This is a genomic window from Marinospirillum sp. (genome assembly GCF_014859565.1).
Genome location: NZ_JACUUA010000225.1, coordinates 1 through 5076 on the forward strand (window position 1 = coordinate 1; position 5076 = coordinate 5076).

5 protein-coding genes and 1 pseudogene are annotated in these 5076 nt (G+C 49.3%); all 6 read left to right on the top strand.

Translation table 11 applies throughout. The features are described from left to right. A partial coding sequence (locus tag IBX50_RS17025; protein ID WP_292257496.1) for a hypothetical protein occupies window positions 1-215 on the top strand: 215 nt, incomplete at its 5' end. Continuing rightward, window positions 215-1339: a glycosyltransferase family 4 protein gene (locus IBX50_RS17030; RefSeq protein ID WP_292257497.1), complete on the top strand. Its 1125-nt coding sequence runs from the start codon at window positions 215-217 to the stop codon at window positions 1337-1339. The genes IBX50_RS17025 and IBX50_RS17030, both read left to right, overlap by 1 nt. A 12-nt stretch (window positions 1340-1351) precedes the next feature. Next, on the top strand, window positions 1352-2644 hold the full coding sequence (gene tviB / locus IBX50_RS17035) for a Vi polysaccharide biosynthesis UDP-N-acetylglucosamine C-6 dehydrogenase TviB (protein ID WP_292257498.1): 1293 nt from the start codon (window positions 1352-1354) through the stop codon (window positions 2642-2644). A gap of 17 nt (window positions 2645-2661) precedes the next feature. Beyond that, the gene (locus IBX50_RS17040) at window positions 2662-3594 is read left to right on the top strand and encodes an SDR family oxidoreductase (RefSeq protein ID WP_292257499.1); all 933 of its coding nucleotides are present in this window, start codon (window positions 2662-2664) and stop codon (window positions 3592-3594) included. Then, window positions 3591-4142: a sugar transferase gene (locus tag IBX50_RS17045; protein WP_292257500.1), complete on the top strand. Its 552-nt coding sequence runs from the start codon at window positions 3591-3593 to the stop codon at window positions 4140-4142. The genes IBX50_RS17040 and IBX50_RS17045 overlap by 4 nt, the downstream gene beginning before the upstream one ends. Window positions 4143-4159: 17 nt before the next feature. Continuing rightward, window positions 4160-5076 (top strand): annotated as a pseudogene (locus tag IBX50_RS17050) (polysaccharide biosynthesis protein); the annotation flags it as partial.

A 5076-nucleotide genomic window follows, 5' to 3' on the forward strand; every position in this document is an offset into this window, starting at 1 on the left:
CAACTAGAGCCATATTGTTTATCTTAGTGGGGTACATTCTGGTTTTCTCTTTTGGTACGGGTAACTTCGGTACAGGATTAAGACATAGAGCCAAGTTTGTGGCTGGCTTTATCATTCTTGCAGCACCCTTGCTGCCAATGCTTAGTTTTAAATCAAAGCAAGCAGTGCAACGCTTGGCTTTCGTTCGCTCTGCACCTGACGCTAAGGGTCAATAATGTCCTTCCTGTTGGTCGCCAATTCCCCATCTTCAGTCGTCAATTTTCGTCTTGATTTGATCAAAGCCATTCAGGACAAAGGCCTGCAGGTGCATGTGGCTTGTCCAGGTATGGCTTCTGATTCTTCAGAGTGTTTGTTTTTACAGAATCTTGGCGTACAGGTGCATGATGTTCCGATGAGTCGCGCTGGTTTAAATCCTTTCTCAGATTTGCGAACCTGTTGGGCTTTGTGGCGCTTGATGTGCCGTATCAAGCCTGAGCGGATTTTGGGCTATACCATCAAGCCAGTGATTTGGGGTTCTCTTGCGGCTTGTTTAGCACGAGTGCCTGAGCGTTATGCGTTGATCAGCGGTTTGGGCTATGCCTTTGTTGAGGGTGGGGTAGTCAGTAAAAAGCGTACTCTGGTTAAACGAGCTGCACAATTTTTGTACCGCATGGCATTAAATCGCTGTCGACGGGTGTTTTTTCAAAACCCGGATGATGAGTCCTTGTTTCGTGATTTGGGTATTTTAAAAAACGCTACGGCCTCCACTGTTGTGAAAGGGTCCGGTGTGAATCTTGCCCATTTTGTGCCAATTGCCTTGCCTGAAACCCCCACCTTTTTACTGATTGCACGTTTGTTAATTGATAAGGGTGTGCGTGAATATGCCCAGGCTGCCGAGCGCTTGAAAGCACAGTATCCAGAGGCTCGCTTTATGCTGGTCGGTTATCTGGATGAAAACCCTGAGTCAATTACCCAAGCCGAGTTGGATCGCTGGATTGCGGGTGGCTTTATTGATTATTTAGGCAAGCTCAGTGATGTGCGCCCCGCAATGGCCGAGGCTTCGGTGTTTGTTTTGCCTTCTTACCGTGAAGGGACGCCGCGCAGTGTGCTGGAAGCTTTGGCAATGGGTCGTGCTGTGATTACCACGGACGCCCCTGGTTGTCGAGAAACCGTTATCGAGGGTGAGAATGGTTTTCTGGTTCAGCCCAAATCGGTGGATGAATTGGCAGCTGCTATGGTGAAACTGATTCAACAGCCGGATCGGGTCGAACAAATGGGACAGGTGTCCTTACAGCGTGCCCGTGATGAATTTGATGTGCATAAGGTGAATGCCGTTATGCTCAAGAATATGCAATTGTAAACAAGGAAAATCATGACTTCAGCAACTTCTATTGATGCGGCTTCTCTCAAACTGGCTGTGATCGGCCTAGGCTATGTCGGCCTTCCTTTGGCTGTGGAGTTTGGAAAAAAACGCCCTGTGGTGGGTTTTGATATAAATACGGGACGTATTGCTGAACTGCAATCCGGCCATGACCATACGCTGGAAGTGGATGATGATGAGCTGAAAGAAGCTGGGCAACTGGCTTTTACAGCAGACGTGGAAGCTCTGAGTGAGTGTAACTGTTTTATTGTGACAGTACCCACGCCGATTGATGCTTATAAGCGCCCGGACTTGACCCCTTTGATCAAGGCCAGCGAAATGCTGGGCAAGGTATTGAAGAAGGGCGATATTGTGATTTATGAGTCCACCGTTTACCCAGGGGCAACCGAGGAAGACTGTGTGCCGGTGTTGGAGCGGGTTTCTGGTCTGACGTACAACCAGGATTTTTTCTGTGGTTACAGCCCGGAGCGGATTAATCCCGGTGATAAAGAGCATCGCGTGACCACCATCAAGAAGGTGACTTCCGGTTCCAACCCAGAAATTGCCGAGGTGGTGGATGCACTCTATCGGGAGATCATTATTGCCGGTACCCACAAGGCCAGCAGTATTCGGGTAGCGGAAGCAGCCAAGGTGATCGAAAACACCCAGCGCGATGTGAACATTGCCCTGATCAACGAACTGGCTTTGATTTTCAACAAGATGGGCATTGATACTGAATCCGTATTAGAAGCGGCAGGAACCAAGTGGAACTTCCTGCCGTTCCGCCCTGGTTTGGTGGGTGGGCATTGTATTGGTGTTGATCCCTACTACCTGACTCATAAGGCTCAATCCATTGGTTACCACCCGGAAATGATCCTGGCTGGGCGGCGCATTAATGATGGTATGGGGCAATATGTAGTATCGCAACTGGTCAAGGCGATGCTGAAAAAGCGCATTCATGTTGATGGTGCCAAGGTGTTGATTCTGGGGCTGGCCTTTAAGGAAAACTGCCCAGACCTGCGCAATACCCGTGTGGTGGATATCGTCACTGAGCTGAGAGAGTATGGCGTTCAGGTGGATATTTATGATCCTTGGGTGGATCCCAATGAAGCACAGGAAGAATATGGCCTGAGCTTGGTGACGCACCCTGAACAGAGTGCTTATGAGGGTGTTATCCTCGCCGTAGCTCATCATCAGTTTAAAGACCTGGGTGCAGAAGGCATTCGGCAGCTCTGCAAGTCTGAAGCCGTGCTTTACGACCTTAAGTATGTCCTTAAAGCCGAAGAAGCGGACTTGAGGTTGTAGTTTTTAGAGGTTAATTGATGAAAATCCTTCTTACCGGTGCAACCGGCTTTGTCGGCAGTGCAGTTTTGCAGCGTCTAGTAGCTGACTCTAAAGCTGATGTTGCTGTCACTGTTCGTTCTGAAAATACGAGCCTTGCTGTGCCAACTTTTTGTGTGGGGGATCTGTCGCCAACCACAGATTGGCATGAAGCCCTTACAGGCTGTGAAGTCGTCATTCATGCCGCCGCCCGTGCCCATATCATGAAGGATGAGATGGCTGACCCGCTGGCTGAATACCACCGGGTGAATGTGGAAGGAACGTTTAACTTGGCTCGGCAGGCTGCTAAAGCGGGTGTGAAACGTTTTGTTTTTATCAGTTCTATTAAGGTGAATGGCGAACAAACCCCGCTTGGCAACCCATTTTCACCTGATGATCAACCTGCACCGGAAGATGCGTATGGTGTTTCCAAGCTGGAGGCTGAGCAGGGTTTACAGCAATTGGCATTCGAAACGGGTATGGAGGTGGTGATTATACGCCCACCTTTGGTATATGGATCTGGTGTGAAGGGTAATTTTGCCAGTATGGTGAAATTGGTGGGTAAAGGCTTGCCCTTACCCCTGGGAGCTATTCACAACCAACGCTCTTTGGTGGCCTTGGATAATCTGGTGGATTTGATTGTGACTTGTGTTGATCACCCTGCCGCAGCGGATCAGGTCTTTCTGGCCGGTGATGGTCAGGATCTGTCAACCACTGAGTTGCTGCGGGGTGTGGCTCAGGCTATGGGTAAACCTTCTCGATTAGTTCCCGTGCCTGCTAAGCTGTTGATGTTCGGAGCCCGTGTGTTGGGTAAAAAAGCTGTGGCGCAGCGCTTGCTGGGTTCTTTACAGGTGGATATTTCTAAAACACAGAGCCTGCTGGGGTGGCAGCCACCTGTAACAGTGGAAGAAGGGCTGAAAAGGTGTTTTAAATGATTCGCGTATTTGATTTTTTGTTTGCGCTGTTGGGTTTGGCGTTTGGTTTTCCTGTGTTGCTTATGCTGGCACTGATTGGTTATTTCGATACTGGTTCTCCCATCTTCAGACAGGAGCGAGTGGGGCGTTTTCAGAAGCCTTTCACTCTGGTGAAGTTTCGTACCATGAAGGTGGGAACTGCTTCTGTGGCCAGTCATCTTGCCAGCAGCTCTGCTATCACTTCTTTTGGAAATTTTTTACGTCGCACCAAGCTGGATGAGTTGCCCCAGCTTTGGAATGTGTTAAAAGGTGAGATGAGTCTGGTTGGCCCTCGCCCTGGTTTGTTTAACCAGCTGGAGTTGACTGAGGCTCGTGCCAAGCGGGGTGTGTTTGATGCCCGCCCAGGTATAACCGGTTTGGCACAGGTGAGTGAGATTGATATGTCTACTCCTGAACTGCTGGCAGAGACAGACCAGAAGATGATTCAGAGCCTGACGTTGGGTGATTATTTCAAGTATATTTTTATGACCGTGGCAGGTAAAGGCTCGGGTGATCGGGTTAAGAAATAGGACGTTGAGCCAGTTTTATGAAAAAACACACCACTAGGCTTCATCTTAAAATTGCTGCTCTGGATCGCAGTTACAAGCGGTTAGTGATGGTTGTGGCTGATTTATTGGTTTTGCCTCTGGCGCTTTGGTCTGCTTTTGCGCTACGTTTTGCTAACTGGTGGCCGGAGCCTTATCTTTCCAATTTTGGGTGGTTGTTTGTTATTACGCCGCTGGCTGGTGTTTTTGTTTTTGCGCGTCTGGGGTTGTATCGTGCAGTGGTACGCTTTATGGGCGTGCAGGCACTTTGGGCTGTTGTTAAAGGTGCTGCACTTTTGGCATTGCTGATGTGGGCAGGTGTATTTTTCTTCGGTGTTGTGGGTTTTCCTCGTTCAGTACCTGTGAATTTTGCTTTGGTAACACTGATTTATGTCGGTGGTACACGCTTGCTGGTGCGCGCTTATTATCAGTGGTTGATCAGGCATTATGCAGATAAAGAGGCTGTGTTGATTTATGGTGCCGGTGGTGCCGGTGTGCAGTTGGCAGTAGCTCTGAATAATGGACGTGAGTTTTACCCTCGTGCTTTTATTGATGATGACTCCAATCTCTGGGGTAGTGTGGTGCAGGGGTTAAAAGTCTATCCACCAGGTGATGTCTTAGGTGTGCTTCAGCGCCATGGAATTGCCCGTGTACTGCTGGCAATTCCTAATGCGAATAAACAGCAGCGTAAAAAGGCTCTGGATTTGTTTGTGGACCAGCCGGTGCATGTGCAAACGGTGCCCTCCATGCCGGAGATTGTTTCCGGTGAGGCTAGTGTGGATCAGCTGCGAGAGGTCGAACTGGAAGATTTGCTTGGACGTGATCCTGTACCACCGCGCGAAGAACTGTTGGCTGCCAGTATTCGCGGAAAAGTCGTAATGGTGACTGGGGCAGGCGGCTCTATCGGCTCTGAGTTATG

Coding starts and splice junctions, on each gene's coding strand:
- IBX50_RS17040 (WP_292257499.1), top strand. CDS start 2,662: ATGAAAATCCTTCTTACCGGTGCAACCGGCTTTGTCGGCAGTGCAGTT.
- IBX50_RS17030 (WP_292257497.1), top strand. CDS start 215: ATGTCCTTCCTGTTGGTCGCCAATTCCCCATCTTCAGTCGTCAATTTT.
- tviB (WP_292257498.1), top strand. CDS start 1,352: ATGACTTCAGCAACTTCTATTGATGCGGCTTCTCTCAAACTGGCTGTG.
- IBX50_RS17045 (WP_292257500.1), top strand. CDS start 3,591: ATGATTCGCGTATTTGATTTTTTGTTTGCGCTGTTGGGTTTGGCGTTT.